Annotated in this window: 13 protein-coding genes and 1 pseudogene; 2 read left to right on the top strand and 12 right to left on the bottom strand. The window is 71.5% G+C overall.

Annotated features, from left to right (window positions below):
* Positions 1–45 precede the first annotated feature (45 nt).
* The 8 genes and pseudogenes from AC07AB_RS07275 to AC07AB_RS07310 all read right to left on the bottom strand — a co-directional run.
* Positions 46–1,176, bottom strand: a pseudogene (locus tag AC07AB_RS07275) (CaiB/BaiF CoA transferase family protein); the annotation flags it as partial.
* Positions 1,177–1,187: 11 nt separating this feature from the next.
* On the bottom strand, positions 1,188–2,339 hold the full coding sequence (locus AC07AB_RS07280) for an acyl-CoA dehydrogenase family protein (protein ID WP_478561387.1): 1,152 nt from the start codon (positions 2,337–2,339) through the stop codon (positions 1,188–1,190).
* Positions 2,340–2,848: 509 nt separating this feature from the next.
* Positions 2,849–3,433, bottom strand: a complete 585-nt coding sequence (locus AC07AB_RS07285; protein WP_478561390.1) for a hypothetical protein — start codon at positions 3,431–3,433, stop codon at positions 2,849–2,851.
* The gene (locus AC07AB_RS07290) at positions 3,430–4,578 is read right to left on the bottom strand and encodes an ROK family glucokinase (RefSeq protein ID WP_478561393.1); all 1,149 of its coding nucleotides are present in this window, start codon (positions 4,576–4,578) and stop codon (positions 3,430–3,432) included. The genes AC07AB_RS07285 and AC07AB_RS07290 overlap by 4 nt, the downstream gene beginning before the upstream one ends.
* 235 nt (positions 4,579–4,813) lie before the next feature.
* Positions 4,814–5,794 carry an ATP-binding cassette domain-containing protein gene (locus tag AC07AB_RS07295; RefSeq protein WP_478561395.1) on the bottom strand — a complete coding sequence of 327 codons (981 nt, stop codon included), beginning with the start codon at positions 5,792–5,794 and terminating at the stop codon, positions 4,814–4,816.
* Positions 5,791–6,843 (bottom strand): ABC transporter permease, encoded by a 1,053-nt coding sequence (locus AC07AB_RS07300; RefSeq protein WP_478561398.1) that lies wholly within the window; start codon positions 6,841–6,843, stop codon positions 5,791–5,793. The genes AC07AB_RS07295 and AC07AB_RS07300 overlap by 4 nt, the downstream gene beginning before the upstream one ends.
* Positions 6,840–7,850 (bottom strand): sugar ABC transporter substrate-binding protein, encoded by a 1,011-nt coding sequence (locus AC07AB_RS07305; RefSeq protein ID WP_478561401.1) that lies wholly within the window; start codon positions 7,848–7,850, stop codon positions 6,840–6,842. Before AC07AB_RS07305 ends, AC07AB_RS07300 begins: the two co-directional genes overlap by 4 nt.
* Before the next feature lie 483 nt (positions 7,851–8,333).
* The gene (locus AC07AB_RS07310) at positions 8,334–9,053 is read right to left on the bottom strand and encodes a GntR family transcriptional regulator (RefSeq protein ID WP_478561604.1); all 720 of its coding nucleotides are present in this window, start codon (positions 9,051–9,053) and stop codon (positions 8,334–8,336) included.
* Between the two features lie 200 nt (positions 9,054–9,253).
* On the opposite strand from AC07AB_RS07310, the gene AC07AB_RS07315 reads away from it, so the two are divergent.
* On the top strand, positions 9,254–9,673 hold the full coding sequence (locus AC07AB_RS07315; protein WP_478561404.1) for a hypothetical protein: 420 nt from the start codon (positions 9,254–9,256) through the stop codon (positions 9,671–9,673).
* A gap of 122 nt (positions 9,674–9,795) precedes the next feature.
* On the opposite strand, the gene AC07AB_RS07320 is transcribed toward AC07AB_RS07315, so the two are convergent.
* From AC07AB_RS07320 to AC07AB_RS07330, 3 genes are all read right to left on the bottom strand, one after another.
* Positions 9,796–10,614: a transporter substrate-binding domain-containing protein gene (locus AC07AB_RS07320; protein WP_478561407.1), complete on the bottom strand. Its 819-nt coding sequence runs from the start codon at positions 10,612–10,614 to the stop codon at positions 9,796–9,798.
* Between the two features lie 179 nt (positions 10,615–10,793).
* Positions 10,794–11,957 carry a cytochrome P450 family protein gene (locus AC07AB_RS07325; protein ID WP_478561607.1) on the bottom strand — a complete coding sequence of 388 codons (1,164 nt, stop codon included), beginning with the start codon at positions 11,955–11,957 and terminating at the stop codon, positions 10,794–10,796.
* Between the two features lie 258 nt (positions 11,958–12,215).
* Complete coding sequence (locus tag AC07AB_RS07330; protein WP_478561410.1) at positions 12,216–13,142, bottom strand: NAD(P)H-binding protein; 927 nt, start codon at positions 13,140–13,142, stop codon at positions 12,216–12,218.
* Positions 13,143–13,355: 213 nt separating this feature from the next.
* Here AC07AB_RS07330 and AC07AB_RS07335 point away from each other — a divergent pair, with 213 nt between their 5' ends.
* Complete coding sequence (locus AC07AB_RS07335) at positions 13,356–14,213, top strand: LysR family transcriptional regulator (protein WP_478561412.1); 858 nt, start codon at positions 13,356–13,358, stop codon at positions 14,211–14,213.
* Between the two features lie 177 nt (positions 14,214–14,390).
* Here the strand turns inward: AC07AB_RS07335 and AC07AB_RS07340 are convergent, their stop codons facing one another.
* Positions 14,391–15,020, bottom strand: a complete 630-nt coding sequence (locus AC07AB_RS07340; RefSeq protein ID WP_478561415.1) for a bifunctional 4-hydroxy-2-oxoglutarate aldolase/2-dehydro-3-deoxy-phosphogluconate aldolase — start codon at positions 15,018–15,020, stop codon at positions 14,391–14,393.
* Between the last annotated feature and the right edge of the window lie 17 nt (positions 15,021–15,037).

A 15,037-nucleotide genomic window follows, 5' to 3' on the forward strand; every position in this document is an offset into this window, starting at 1 on the left:
CCCGGCCGTACGCCGTTCAACCGCGCGCCGATCCGCCCCGCGTGGTCCGAATTCGGTACGCAGGGCCGTGTTGTGCTCGCCGAGGGCGGGCACCGGGCGCATCAGCGGCTCGCTGCCGTCCACCTCGACCGGCGGGAGCAGCGCGCGCACCGGCCCGCCCGGAGTCTCCACGGCACGCCAGCGGTCGCGCGCGGTCAGCTGGGGGTGGGCGAGCAACTCGTCCGGGGTGCGCAGCGTGGCGTTGGCGATCCCGGCGGCGTCGAGCAGGCCGATGGCTTCGCCGGCGGTCAGCCGGGCGAACGCCGACTCGATCACCGTGGTGACCTCGGCATCGTGCGCGACTCTGGCCACATTGGTCACGAATCTGGGGTCGTCTTCAAGTTCCGGACGGCCGAGCACGGTTCGGCACAGCACGGCCCACTCGCGGTCGTTCTGGACGCCGAGGAACACCGTCCCGTCGCCGGTGCGGTAGGGGCCGTAGGGCGAGATCGAGGGGTGCCGCGCCCCGGTGCGCCGTGCGGGTTCGCCGCCGTAGTGGGAGAAGTAGGCGGGCTGACTCATCCATTCTCCGAGCGCGTCGAGCATGGCCACGCTCAAGGCGGTGCCCCGGCCGGTGCGTTCGCGTTCGTACAGCGCCGTCAGGATGCCGCTGTACGCGTACATCCCGGTGGCGATATCGGCGATCGAGAGCCCGGCCTTGGCCGGTTCCGCCGGCGTGCCGGTGGCCGTCACCAGTCCTGTCTCGCACTGTACGAGCAGGTCGTACGCCTTTTTCGTGCGGTAGGGGCCTTCGGGGCCGTAGCCGGACATCGAGCAGTGGATCAGTTCGGGCCGCGCCGCGCGGAGAGTGGCGGCGTCGAGCCCGAGGCGGGCGGCTGCGCCCGGCGCGAGATTCTGCACGAAGACGTCGGCGCGGGCCAGCAGCGCGTCGAGCAGCGCCCGGTCCTCGGGGTCCTTGACGTCCAGTTCGACGCTTTCCTTGCCGCGGTTGAGCCAGACGAAATAGCTGGACTGTCCGTGCACCGTGCGGTCGTAGCCACGGGCGAAGTCACCGGTGCCCCGCCGTTCCACCTTGATGACCCGTGCGCCGAGGTCGGCGAGCTGGCGGGTGGCGAGCGGCGCCGCGACGGCCTGTTCGAGCGAGACGACGGTGATGCCCTTGAGCGGGTGCGGCACGTCGGCCCCTTTCAGATGCGGTGGCGCTTGACCAGTTGGCGGGCTATGACGTTGCGCTGGATCTCGTTGGTGCCCTCGCCGACGATCATGAGTGGGGCGTCCCGGAAGTAGCGTTCGACGTCGAACTCCGTCGAATAGCCGTAACCGCCGTGGATGCGGACGGCGTTGAGGGCGACCTCCATCGCCGTCTCCGAGGCGAACAGTTTGGCCATCCCGGCCTCCAGGTCGGCCCGTTCACCGGAGTCGTAGCGGCGCGCGGCGTAGCGTACGAGCTGGCGGGCGGCCTCCAGTTTAGTGGCCATGTCCGCCAGGTAGTTGCCGATCGACTGGTGCTGCCAGATGGGCTGGCCGAAACTCTCGCGCTCCTGGGCGTAGCGCAGCGCGTCCTCCAGCGCCGCCCGGCCGACGCCGACCGCGCGGCACGCGACCTGGATCCGGCCGATCTCCAGGCCGCGCATCATCTGCGCGAACCCGTGGCCCTCCTGCCCGCCGAGCAGCGCACCGGCGGGGACGCGGAGGCCGTCGAAGGCCAGCTCGCAGCTCTCGACGCCCTTGTAGCCGAGTTTCGGCAGGTCGCGGGAGATCTGGAGGCCCGGGCCCTTCTCGACCAGCAGGATGCTCACTCCCTTGTGGGGCGGGTCCGCCGAGGGGTCCGTCTTGCACAGCAGCGCGATCAGCTGGGAGCGGCGGGCGTTGGTGATCCAGGTCTTCGAGCCGTCCACGACGTACTGCTCGCCGTCGCGGCGGGCGACCGTGCGGATGGCCTGAAGGTCCGAGCCGCCGCCCGGCTCGGTCAGCGCCATCGTCGCCCGGACCTCGCCGGTCGCCATCCTCGGCAGGTATGTGTCCCGCTGCCGCGGCGTGCCGAACGCGGTGATCAGCTTGGCGACGACGGTGTGCCCGCCCATCGCACCGGCGAGGCTCATCCACCCCCGGGCCAGTTCCTCGGTCACGGCCGCGTAGCACTGCGCCGACACCGCCGCTTCCCCCCAGGGCTCCGGGATCGCGAGGCCGAAGACGCCCATGGCCTTCATCCGCTCGATGAGCTTCTCGGGGTAGGTGTCGGTGTGGTCCAGTTCCCGCGCGACCGGCCTCACCTCACGATCGACGAACTCGCCTACCAGCGAGACGATCGCGCTTTCCTCTTCGGTGAGCCCGTCCATGGCGTGTCTCCACTCCGCGGGGTGTTCGCCACTCCGCCTCGGAAGGTGCTGGCCGGGCCATCATGAATCATGGTTCCCCGCGGGTACCAGCCTCGGTGGACATCGTCGCGGGACAAGTGGTCCGAGAGGTCGGGATCTCCGCGGCCGAAGGCCGGTGGCCCTCGGCGGAACCGCTCTCCGGCGCCGGGCAGGGGGGAGCGCCCTGGTACGGCCCACCGGCGGGAGTCCACGCCATACGGGCAGCGGCCGGGTGGTCAGCGGGCGCCCCGCGCCGACACGTACTCGGCGTGCCCGCGCCAGATCGGCTCGTCCCACGGCCACGGCTGCTGTTCGGGCACGCTTCCCCAGGCCGGCTCGTTCCGCATTCCGGTACGCCGTTCCGCGGGGCGTACCGGCCGAGCGGGTCGGTACAGCATGCCGAGGCCGGCCGGTTCAACGGGGCGTACCAGCCGAGCGGGTCGGTACAGCATGCCGAGGTCGGCCGGGAAGCCCCCGCTACTCGGCGCGGTTCACGGCGCGCTGGTCGAGACGGTGAACACCCTGGGGTGCTCCGGGTCGTCGAGGTTCGCCGTGATCTGGAGGGTCGGAAGCGGCTTCTTCTGCGTATGCACGGTGCCGGTCCAGCGGTGGTCGCCCTTGAACTTCCAGCCGACCTCGTCCGCCTGGTCGTCGTCGATGGTGATCTCCCCGTCCTTGAGGTCGTCCGGCGCGCTGCCGACCTTGTTCAGGAACGTCTCGAAGCCCTCGGCGGAGGTGGTGAACTGGAGGTACAGCGAGCTGTGCTTCCAGGAGTTGGTCTCGTAGCTGGCGACGTCCGCGGAGTACGGCGGGATCCAGACGCCGTAGACGCGGCGCTGGAGCCGGGACGGCCAGCCTTCCTCCAGGCCGGTCTTGGCGGCCTGTTCCTGCTTGGCGTCGCCGCCGCCGCGGCTCTGCATCGCGGAGATGTAGAGGTAGCCGGCGGGGATCGCGATGAGCAGGAAGACGATGAGGGGCTTGAGCCAGCGGCGCGGGGGGCGGCGGCCGGGGCCCGTCGGGCCGCCCGCGGCGTCGTGCGGCTGGTCGGACGCGGCGGTGCGGTCGGCGGCGATCATCCGCGCCCCGCCTGCCCGCGCGGCGCGAGCCGCACCGTGACCCCGGCGCGTTCGTACCGTTCCACGCGGCGGCGGTTGGCGCGCCGGAAGCGGCGGGCCACGAGCCGGGCCAGGTCGGCGGCGCCCACCATGCCCGCCTCGGGGCCCAGCTGGGCCTTGACGATACGGGCCTCCGGCCGGTAGCCGCGGCCGGTGAGGTGGCGGCGGAAAGCGTCCCGGGCGGGGCCGATCAGCAGGTCGTCGGCGGCGCTGACGCCACCGCCGATGACGAAGCAGGAGGGGTCGAGAGCAGCGGCGAGGTTGGCGATGCCGACGCCGAGCCACTGGCCGATGTCCTGGAGAAGTTCGACGCACATGGCGTCGCCCTGCCGGGCCAGCTCGGTGATGAGCGGCCCGGTGATCTCGTGGGCGTGGCCGCCCACGCGCTCGATGATGGTGTGCGCGACCGGGGAGTCGGCGACGGCCAGCTCGCGCGCCTCGCGGACCAGGGCGTTGCCGGAGCTGTACTGCTCCCAGCAGCCGCGGTTGCCGCACGGGCAGCGGTGGCCGCCCGGTACGACCTGCATATGGCCGAACTCGCCCGCGACCCCGTACTTGCCCCGCTTGACCTGGCCGTCCTCCAGGATGGCGCCGCCGATGCCCGTACCGAGCGTGATCATGACGAGGTGGTCCTCGCCGCGGCCCGCGCCGAACCGCCACTCGGCCCAGGCGGCCGCGTTGGCGTCGTTGTCGACCATGACGGGCACCGCGAGCCGGCCCGCGAGCCGGTCGCGCAGCGGCTCGTCGCGCCAGGACAGATGGGGGGCGAACAGCACCCGGGAGCGGTGGGCGTCGACCCAGCCGGCCGCGCCGATGCCGACCGCGTGCACGTCGTGCCGGTCGGAGAGGTCCAGGACCAGCTCGGTGATGGTGTCCTCGACGACCTTGGGGCTCTTGGACTTGTCCGGGGTCTCGGTGCGCACCTGCTCCAGGATGTTGCCGTCCGCGTCGACGACCCCGGCCATCACCTTGGTGCCGCCGATGTCGATGCCGACGGTGGGCACCCGGGGCGCGGTCAGGTGCGAGCGCCGCTCGCGCGTCCCCACCGTCTTGAGCACGGTCGCCCGGGCCGAGCCCCGGTGCACCCGTTCGCGGTACATGCTCATCGCGTGGCCCCTTCGCCGAATCCTGCGCCGGCCGCTGTACGGGCCGTGCTCGCGGCGCGGCCGGTGCGGGCTTCGCATGCTGTGCGGCCGGTGCGTTCGCCTGGGGTGCGTGGTCGCACGAGTCGTCGTCCCTGCGGGTGTCTCGGGAGGCGCGTCGCCTCGGTCCTGCGGTCGGGCGCGGCGGGCTCGGCCCGCCCTGGCCGATTGTGCCTCACACGTGGTGCGCGGCGCGCGGTCACTCCCCCGTGCGGTCCGCCGCCGAGGCGCCGGAGGACCGGTCGTCCCCCTCGTCGGCTCCCTTGCCGCTTCCTTCCGTGCCCCCTTCGCCGACCGGTTTCCCGCCCCCTTCGGCAGCTCTTGCCCCGGCCGGCCCCTCGGTGTCCGCCTCGGCATCTCCCTCGTCCGGCTCCTCCACCGGGCGGCCGCCGATGACGTCCGGGCCCGGCGCCCGCGCCAGCTCGTGGCTGAGCTGCTCCAGCTCGCTGCCGCCCGCCATCTGCCGGGTGAGCTCGTCCAGGGCGATCTCGGACTTGGCGTGGCTGCCGGCCATCGCACCGCGCTTGAGGAGTACGAAGCGGTCGCCGACGAGGTAGGCGTGGTGCGGGTTGTGCGTGATGAGGACCACGCCGAGACCGGCGTCGCGGGCGGCGGCGACGTACTTGAGCACCACCCCGGACTGCTTGACGCCGAGCGCCGCGGTGGGCTCGTCGAGTACGAGCACCTTGGCGCCGAAGTAGACGGCGCGGGCGATGGCCACGCACTGCCGCTCGCCGCCGGAGAGCGTGCCGATCGGCTGGTCGACGTCGCGCAGGTCGATGCCCATGCGCAGCAGCTCGGCGCGGGTCGTCTCGCGCATCCGCTGGACGTCGAGGCGCTTGAAGGGCCCGGCGCCCTTGGTGGGCTCGGAGCCGAGGAAGAAGTTCCGCCAGACCGGCATCAGCGGGACGACGGCGAGGTCCTGGTAGACGGTGGCGATGCCGCGGTCCAGGGCCTCGCGCGGGGAGCCGAGGCCGGCCGGCTCGCCCTCGATCTCGAAGGTGCCCGCGTCGTGCCGGTGCAGCCCCGCGATGATCTTGATGAGGGTGGACTTGCCGGCCCCGTTGTCGCCCAGCACGCAGGTGATCTCGCCCGCGTGGACCTCCAGGGACACCCCTTCCAGGGCGCGGATGTTCCCGTAGAACTTGCTGACGTCGGTGAGCTCGACGAGGGCCGTCACTTGCTTGCCTCCGCACGCTTGCGGACCCATGCGTTCAGCAGGGTCGCCAGGAGGAGCATCCCTCCGAGGAAGAACTTGAACCAGTCCGGGTTCCACTGCGCGTACACGATGCCCTTGCTGGTCATGCCGAAGATGAACGCGCCGACGGCGGACCCGATCGCCGAGCCGTAGCCGCCGGTCATCAGACAGCCGCCGATGACGGCCGCGATGATGTAGAGGAACTCGTTGCCGACGCCCTCGCCCGACTGCACCACGTCGTAGGAGAAGAGCAGGTGCTGGCCGGAGATCCAGGCGGCGAAGGCGACCGCCATATAGAGGCCGATCTTGGTGCGGTTGACGGGCACGCCGACCGCGCGGGCCGCGTCCGCGCCGCCGCCGACCGCGAAGATCCAGTTGCCGACGCGGGTGCGCAGCAGCACCCAGGTGGCCAGGACCACCAGGGCGAGCCACCACACGATGGTGACCTGGAGGTCGATGTCGCCGAGGGAGAGGTGCGAGGCGAAGAGGGTACGGGCGGAGGAGAAGCCCTCCATGTCGCCGATGGACTTGGTGGAGACCGTGCCGCTGATCAGCTTGGTGAACCCCAGGTTGAGGCCCGTGAGCATCAGGAAAGTGCCGAGCGTGATGATGAAGCTGGGCAGTTTGGTGCGGGTGAGCATGAAGCCGTTGAAGAAGCCGATGGCGAGGGTGACCAGCAGGGACACCCCGACGCCGACCCAGACGTTGGCCGTCATCTGGTAGCTGAACATCGACGAGATCAGCGCCGACGAGGTGACCATCACGCCCGTCGACAGGTCGAACTCGCCACCGATCATCAGCAGCGCCACCGGCACCGCCATGATGCCGATCGTCGAGGACGCGTACAGCACGGTGCTGAGGCTGGACGCCTGGAGGAAGTTGTCGGCGACGATCGCGAAGAAGACGAAGACGGCGATCGCGCCGACCACCGAGCCCAGCTCGGGGCGGCCCATCAGCCGGCGCCCCGGCGAGCGGTGCACCAGCCTCTCGTCCCCCGCGGCCGGCGGTGTATCGGTCAGCGGGGCGCTCATCGGGTCCCCCGCTTCGTGTACTTCTCCAGGTCGGCCGCGTCCTCCTTGGTGATGATCTGGGGACCGGTGAGCACCGGCTTGCCGCCGCCGAGCACGTCGGCGTTGTACTTGTAGAGCCACAGCACGTCGACGGCCTCGTACCCCTGGAGGTACGGCTGCTGATCGACGGCGAACCCGAGGGAGCCGTCCGACAGGGACCGGGCGACCTTGGCGTTGAGGTCGAAGGTGTCGACCTCCGCCTTGCTGCCGGCCTGTTCGGCGGCCTTGGCGGCGGTGGGGGCGAAGGGCGCGCCGAGGGTGACGACGGCGTCGATGTCCTTGTCGGACTGGAGCTTGGCCTCGATGGACGCCTGGACGTCGGGCATGTTGGTGCCGTCGACGTAGAGGTTCTTGAGGTCGCCCTCGAAGGTCTTCTTCGCGCCCGCGCAGCGCTGCTCGTGGCCGACGTTGCCCTGCTCGTGCAGGACGCAGACGGCCTTCTTCTTGCCGCGCCGGTTCAGCTCCTCGCCGACGGCCTCGCCGGCGATCGTCTCGTCCTGGCCGATGTGCGTCAGCGCCCCGAACCGCTTGGACTCCTCGGAGCCGGAATTGACGGTGATCACGGGGATGCCGGCCTTCTCCGCCTTGGCCACGACGTCCTTGAGCGCGTCGGGCTTGGCGAGGGTGACGATCAGCCCGTCGACCTTCTGGTCGATGGCGGCCTGGACGAGCTGGGCCTGCTGGTTCGCCTCTTTGTTGTGGGAGTAGAGGAACTTGATGTTGTCCTTGGCCGCGGCCTGCTTCGCACCGTTCTGCACGATGTCCCAGAAGGTGTCGCCGTCGCCCGAGTGGGTGACCATCGCGAAGGTCCAGCGCGGCGTGTCCACGGCGGCCCGTCCCTGGGCGGCCTTGGCGGCCCGCTCCTCCGCCCGTTTGCCGCCCGTACTGCTGCACCCTGCCAGGGTCGCGCCGAGCACCGCTGCCAGCACGGCGCTGAGCGCACGTACCCCTGTCCGAACCCTTGCCACGAGGACTTGCCCTTCTCACTGTCTGTCACGGTGCGGCCGGGCCCGAAAGGATTCGGGCCCGGCCGCCCAAGTATCCGTTACCACCGTTCGCCGGGGGGCCAGCGGGTCCCGCGAGCGGTGAACTTCTCCAGCGTCGGCACGTCCGTCCCGGTGACGGCGGCGGGGCACGCAGGGAGCGGTTTTCCGCCATTGGAGAGGCGGACGGCGACGACGGCCGTCCCGCGGGGCCGCGATTCGGCGGGCTGTCGGCGGAGTGGGCGACCGTCGGGGCCGCCGGCCGGAGGTGTGCGCGTTCGCGTCCCACGTCGCCTCGGCCCGCCGCGAGCGCCGCCCCCGGAGCCGCTGCCGTACGGGTCCTACGCATCGTGGTCCGCCTTCCTCCGCGGCCGCCCGATGGCGACTGGAGGTGTTCTAACGGGGCGCGGACCGCCGCGTCAAGGCTTTGTCAGAACATTCTGACCGCCGAGCCGTACGGTCAGCCACTCACGGCCGTACGAGCAGCTGGAACTCGAAGGCGTAGCGCGAGGCCCGGTAGACGTGCGAGCCGAACTCGACCGCCCGCCCCGTGTCGTCGAAGGTCGTACGCTCCATCGTCAGCAACGGCGCGCCCACCGGCTCGCCCAGCCTCTCCCCTTCCTCGGCGACGGCGGCGCGGGCGCCGACCGTCTGCCGGGCGCTGTGCAGCGTGATGCCGGCCGCGCGCATGAGGCGGTAGAGGCCGGTCGCCTCCAGCGCGGCACTGTCGAGGTCGAGCAGCCCGGCGGGCAGGTGGTTGCGCAGGTGGGCCATGGGCTCCCCGTGGGCGAGGCGCAGCCGCTCGACGATGACGACGTCGGCGCCCTCGGGGACGCCGAGGGCCGCCGCGACCTGAGCGGTGGCGGCCTCCATGGTGTTGCGCAGCACGCGGGTCGCGGGCCGCTGGCCCGCCGCTTCGAGGTCGTCGTAGAGGCTGCTCAGCTCCAGGGGGCGCTTGACCTGGCTGTGTACGACCTGGGTGCCGACGCCGCGGCGGCGGACGAGGAGCCCCTTGTCGACCAGGGACTGGATCGCCTGCCGGACGGTGGGCCGGGACAGGCCGAGCCGCCCCGCCAGGTCGATCTCATTGCCGAGCAGACTGCCGGGTGCCAGCTTGCCGTGCTCGATCGCCGCTTCGAGCTGCTGGGACAGCTGGAAGTAGAGCGGCACCGGACTGCTGCGGTCCACGCTGAACTGGAGGGGTTGGTCCTTCGCCACGCAGGGAGCCTAGCCGGATGAACTGATGACGGGAAGTCCTGAGGTCTGATTGTCCGGACAAATAGGACCGGGGTGGCCCAGCGCCTTGGGACGGCGGCGAAGCGGGGTGTCTAATGATCGCGTCCGTGGTCACCCCGGCCCGGGCGGGGCGACCCGGAAGGACTGACGTGATGAACGGCATGAATCGGCGCGCGGCGCACCTGGCCGTCGTGAGCGCTCTCGGCGCGATCCTCGCGGTGGCGCTCCCCGCCGCCCCGGCGTTCGCCAAGGGCGGCACCGAGATCCGGATACCCCAGCACATAGTGCGGGTGGGGCACATGTTCGGAACCCGCGTCAGCGGCTCGGAGAGCGGCGACCGCGGCCGGTATCTGCGGGCCTGTGTGCAGGGGCGCTCGGGCTATCACGGCCGCTGGCGGAATGTGAAGTGCGGCAAGACCACCGCGCACCGGGCCCGCGTCGACGCCCGGCTCACGGGGCGGCACCGGGGGACCTTCCAGTTCCGGGGCGTGCTCTACGTCCTGTCCGGGCCGCGCGACACGCACCCGTCGGCGGGCTCCGTCTCGCCCGCGCAGACGGTGCGCGTGCACTGACGGCAGGCGGGCACTGGCCGTACGCGGGCACTGGCGTGTACGCGAGCACTGGACGTACGCGGGCGCTGGCATGTACGCGGGCGCTGGCCGTACGCGCTCCCTCCCCGATCACCCGGCGGCCGTCATTTCATCCACTCCTCCTGGATCTTGGCGAAAGTGCCGTCGTGGGTGGCCAGATGGACCCACTGGTCGACGTAGCGCTTGAACTGCTCGTCCCCGCGCGGCAGCGCGTACGCCTTCTCGGAGAAGGAGAAGGGCTTCTCCGGGTGGACCGAGCACAGTTCGGGATGGAGCTTGGCCTGGTACCGGGTCTCGCTCGCGTCCGTCATCATCACATCGGCGCGGCCGGCGACGATCTCGTCGAAGATCGTGGTGTTGTCCGGGTGAACGGTGAGGGCGGCGTGCTTGATGTGCGCGCGGGCGAACTGCTCGTTGGTACCGCCAGGGTTGACGATCACCCGCACGCCCGGCCGGTCGATCTGCCGCAGCGTCCGGTACGCGTCCTTGTCCTCGCAGCGCACGACCGGCGTCTTGCCGTCGGTGAGGTAGGGCTCGCCGAAATACGCCTTACGGGCACGGGCCGGCGTGATGGAGACGCCGCCCATACCGATGTCGCAGCGCCCGGCCGACAGGTCGTCGACCAGCTTCGCCCAGGTCGTGGCCACGAACTCCGGCTTGGCATCGAGGCTCTCGGCCAGCTGGCCGGCCATCTCGACGTCGATGCCCCGGTAGGTGTGCGTCCGCGCGTCGAGTCGGCTGAACGGCGCGTAGTCGCCCGTGGTGCAGACGCGCAGCACCCCGCGCCGCGGCACGGCGTCGAGCAGCGATCCGTGCCGCGCTTCCGGCCGGGCGGCCGTCCCGGACCCGGCGGCGAGGGCCGCACCCGCCGCGGTCGCGGCGAGTACGGCGGCGAGGGCGGACAGGGTGACGGCACGTCGCACGGCTTCTCCTTGGCGCTCGTACGCACACCGGTTCAGCGATGTGCGTGATCAACGCGCTCAGCGTGGCAGAGCGGCGAGCCGCGGAGAAGAACGTGTCGCGTACGGGCCAGGGGCCATGTCCGGGGCCCGTTTCAGGGGCCGCTTGAAGGGCCCGCCTCAGGGGCCCACGGCGCCCGGGGTCAGAAACTCACCGGCAGCCGGTGCGGCCCCCGGATGAGCATGCCCTCGCGGTAGGCCAGCGCCGCCGGGTGGGCGTCGAGCGCGAGGTCGGGGCAGCGCTCCAGGAGCGAGCGGATGGCGACGCGCGCCTCCAGGCGGGCGAGCGGAGCGCCGAGGCAGTAGTGGATGCCGTGGCCGAAGGCCAGGTGGCCGCGCGCGTCACGGCGTATGTCGAACCGCTCGGGCTCGGTGAAGCGGCCCGAGTCCGCATCCGCGTCGGCGATCGTCGCCAGAACCACCTCGCCGCCGCCCGGTATCAGGACGCCGCCGATCTCCACGGGTTCCACGGTGAAGCGGAACGTGGAGGTCTCGACCGGGCCGTCGTAGCGCAGCATCTCCTCGACAGCGTTGTCCAGGAGCGAGAAGTCGGCTCGCAGATCGGCCAGTTGGCCGGGGTGGCGGAGCAGGGCGAGGACCCCGTTGGATATCAGGTTGACGGTGGTCTCATGCCCCGCGACGAGCAACAGCCAGGCCGTGGCGAGCAGTTCGTCGTGGGAGAGCCGGTCACCGTCCTCGTCGATGGCCCGGATCAGGTCGCTCAGCAGATCGTCGCCGATCTCGTCGCGCTTCCTGACGATCAGCCGGTCGAGGTACGCGCGGACCTCTTCCATGGCCGCGCCCTTCTCCTCGTACGGCGCGGGCCCGACCACGATGTTCGACCAGGTGCGGAACTCCTCGCGGTCCTCGTAGGGCACGCCGAGGAGTTCGCAGATGACGCTCATCGGCAGCGGGAAGGAGAGGGCGTCGACGAGGTCCGCGCCGCGCGCGCCGTCGGCCACCATCGCGTCGAGGAGGTCGTCGGTGAGCTGCTGCACCCGCGGTTCCAGCGCCGCCACGCGGCGCGGGGTGAACGCCCGCACCACGAGCTTGCGCAGCCGGGTGTGGTCCGGCCGGTCGGTGTTGAGCATATGGGAGCCGAGCGGCTCGAATCCGAGGGCGGTGCTCTCGGAGGCGTTCTCCAGCCGCTTGGACAGGCGGTCGTCGCCGAGCGTGGCGCGCACCTCGTCATAGCCGACGACGAGCCAGGCCGGGATGCCGTCGTCGAGCGTCACGCGGTGCACAGGACCGCGCTCGCGCAGCTCGGCGTAGACGGGGTACGGATTGCGCACGAAGTCCTCGCCCATCGCTGACAGGTCGATGATTTCAGTTGCTTCGGTTGTCACGGGGACCCCCATTCGACGGGATATCACCGGAGTAACGCCCGGACGGATCACGATCGTTCCCAGATTTCCTCAATACCGCTGGCAACAAGGGCGGTTCCAGTCGGTTCGACCGGAACCGCCCTTTGTTTCTCGCTCTCAGTCCCGCTGCGCTATCGCCCCGCTGCCCCATCGTCCCACCGCCTGGGCCGTTCGGCGCGGGCACGAGGGAGTGGCCGCTAGCTAGCCGAGGACGGCCGGCTTGAGAACCTCCTCGCACCACTGACGGAAGCCGGTGGGCGTGGCGTCAGGGGTGCTCGGCTGGGCGGCGCCGTAGAAGCCCTGCTCGTTCAGGGCCGTCATCATGTCGGCGGCACCCTGCGCCCAGCCCTCGCTCGCCCCGAAGCCCAGCAGCCGCTCCTGGTAGGCCGGGCCGTCGACCGGCTGGAGGCGGATCGGCCGGTCCAGCACCTCGGAGACGATCCGGACCATGTCCTGTGGCGACAGGTCGTCAGGCCCGGCCAGCGGTACGTCCTCGCACCCGGTCCAGGAGTCGTCGAGGAGCAGCCGGACCGCCATGGCGGCGATGTCGCGGGTGGTGCAGGTCCGCAGGATGCCGTCCCCCGGCAGGGCCAGCAGGCCCGCGTCTCGGATCAATTCGGTCTGGCCCAGCAGGTTTTCCAGCAGGAACGGGGCGCAGAGCGCCCGGTAGTGCACGCCCATCTCGGCGATCGCCTCGTCCATGGCGAGGGAGGCCGAGATGATGCCGGCGTTCTTCGCCACGCCGCGGCCCAGGGTGGAGACGCCGACGATCCGCTCGACGCCGCCGCCCTGCGCGCCGGTCACCTCGCGCAGCGGCTCGGTGAAGTCGCGGAAGTGTCCCTCCACACTGGGAGCCCCGGGCGTCGGGGGAACCAGCCAGAACACGCGGTCGGCCCCCTCGCACGCCTTCTTCAGCGTGCCGGGGTCGGCGTGCGACCCCTGTACGACCTCGACGTTCTCTCGCACATGGGCGGGGAGGCGCGCGGGGTCGCGGACGATCACCCGGATTCCGGCCGTGCCGCTCGTGCCTTTCCCGGCACCGGCGGCGTTCGCGCGCCTCTTGGCGTCGAGGAGGCGGTCGAGGACCTCCCGGCCGATCTGGCCGGTCGGGGTGGTGACGACGATCATGAACAACTCCACTGAAGGATGCGGGAGAACCGCTGCTGAGGGGTGCGGGAGAACCGCTGAGGAACACCCGCGCCGACGAGTGTGCGGCGGGGATGTCACCGAGCCTGCTGTACGGGCGTCCCGAACAGAAGGTCCCATCCGCTCCCTCTTGTTACCCTCAGGGCAATACCGTGCCGCCGCCGCGCCGCGGAGGCCGACCAGAAGGGTGAGGATGTGGAGTCCCGACCGCTGCGCTACTTCGTCGCCGTCGCCGAGGAGCTCAACTTCGCCCGCGCCGCCGAGCGGCTGGGGATCTCACCGCCGCCCCTCTCCCGAGCGATCCGCCAGTTGGAGACGGAGATGGGCGTCACGCTCTTCGAGCGGAGCACCCACAGCGTGGCGCTGACCCCGGCCGGAACGGTGCTGCTCACGGAGGCGAAGATCGCCCTGGACGCCCTCCAGGCCGCCGAACGGCGGGCCCAGCGGGCAGCGGCCCCGGAGCCGAAGCTGATCCTGGCCGTCAAGGCCGACGGGGACGCGGGGCTGCTGGAGCCGATCCTGACGCGCTTCGCGTCGGAGCCCGAGGCCGTACCGGTCGCCGTCCGGCTGTGCGGCTGGCACGAACAGGCGCACCTCCTGCGCCGCGGGGAAGCCGACGCGGCCCTGGTCCACGAGCCGTTCGACCGTACGGGCCTGGACAGCGAGGCGCTGACCGCCGAACCGTGCGTCGCGGCCATCGCCGCCACCCACCCGCTCGCCGCCCAGGACCACCTGACCCTCGCCGACCTCGGCCTGCTCCCCGAGGAGCTGCCCGGCTTCGTCCACAAGACCCGCACGGCAGGCCGCGACCTTGCCCAGCTCCTCACCCTCGTGGCCTTGGGCGGCCCCACCCCCTTGCTGCCCTCCTCCATCGCCACCCGCTACCCGCGCCCCGGCGTCGTCTACCGCCCGGTCCCGAACACACCGCCCGTGGTCCTCGCCATCGCCTGGCCGCAGCAGTCGCGTTCGACGGCCACGGCGGCGCTGGTCCGCACGGCGCTGTCCGTGGCCGAGGATGCCGCGCGGAGCGGTTCTTCAGGAGCCAGGGCGTGAGAACGGTGCGCAGGCCGTACGTACCTCGCCGGCGCCCCGGCCTGCAATTCCTGGACCGCCACGGCGAGCCCGTGCCGTGGTAGCGGTCCAGGCCGCAGTGCCGGGGCTGTCCCTCGGCCTTCCTTCGGCCCTCTTCGCCCCTCCTCCAGACCCTTCTCCAGCCCCTTCTCCGACTCCTTACGGAATCTCGACGTCCGCCAAGCGGGCCAGCAGGTCCGACGCGCGCTTGGCCACGGCGTCGCGGTCACCCTCGGAGAGAGCCGTGCCCATGCCGCAGGCCACGGCCCCGGCCGCTATCCACTCCGGGGCGTTTTCGAGGGTCACGCCCCCGGTGGGCAGCAGCGCGGCCTGCGGTAGTGCGGCCCGTACGTCCTTGATCCAGCGGGGGCCGTAGGCGGAGGCGGGGAAGAGTTTGAGGGCGTCCGCGCCCAGTTCCATGGCGGTGACGATCTCGGTGGGCGTGGCGACGCCGGGGAAGACGGGGATGCCGTACCGATGGCCGGTGCGGATGACCTCGGCGTCGAGGCCCGGGGAGACCAGGAAGCGGGCGCCCGCGTCGATGGCCATCCGGGCGGCGGGGGCGTCCAGCACCGTGCCCGCGCCGATCATGACGTCGTCGCCGACCTCGCGGGTCAGGGTGGTGACGGACTCCAGGGCGAACGGCGTCGTCAGCGAGATCTCCAGACTGGTGATACCCGCGGAGAGCAGGGTGTCCGCCGTCGCCGTCGCGTGGTCGTAGCTGTCACTGCGGATGATGGCGAAGACCCGTTGCGCGAGCGCGGCCTGGGTGATCTCCCAGCGGTACACGGCAGTTTCGCCGCCCT

The sequence above is a fragment of the Streptomyces sp. NPDC044033 genome (genome assembly GCF_056434425.1).